Source organism: Rubrivivax rivuli, from assembly GCF_004016505.1.
Classification (GTDB): domain Bacteria; phylum Pseudomonadota; class Gammaproteobacteria; order Burkholderiales; family Burkholderiaceae_C; genus Rubrivivax; species Rubrivivax rivuli.
The window spans coordinates 1-294 of sequence record NZ_SACR01000025.1 but is presented as its reverse complement, the minus strand read 5'-3'; the positions used below and the strand labels follow the sequence as shown (position 1 = coordinate 294).

The following is a 294-nucleotide window of genomic DNA, read 5'->3' as shown; positions in this document are numbered from 1 at the left end:
GGTTGTAGACGTTGGTGAACACCATGCTCGGGCCGCAGAACACGTCGTCTTCCAGCGTCACCGCGTCATAGACCGAGACGTTGTTCTGCACCTTCACGTTGTCGCCAATGGCGACGTCATTGCCCACGTACACGTTCTGCCCGAACGAGCAACGCGCGCCGATCCGGGCCCCGGCGCTGATGTGCACGAAGTGCCACACACGGCAGTTCTCGCCCAGCACGGCCCCTTCGTCGACGATGGCGCTGGGGTGGATGGTCGTGGCCATGCTCAGTACGCCAGCGGCAGGTTCATGCG

At 63.6% G+C, this 294-nt stretch carries 1 protein-coding gene; it reads right to left on the bottom strand.

Annotated features, from left to right (window positions below):
• Nucleotides 1-265, bottom strand: a 265-nt coding sequence (locus tag EOE66_RS21670) for a DapH/DapD/GlmU-related protein (protein WP_310733118.1), incomplete at its 3' end; no start/stop codon positions are given.
• Nucleotides 266-294 lie beyond the last annotated feature (29 nt).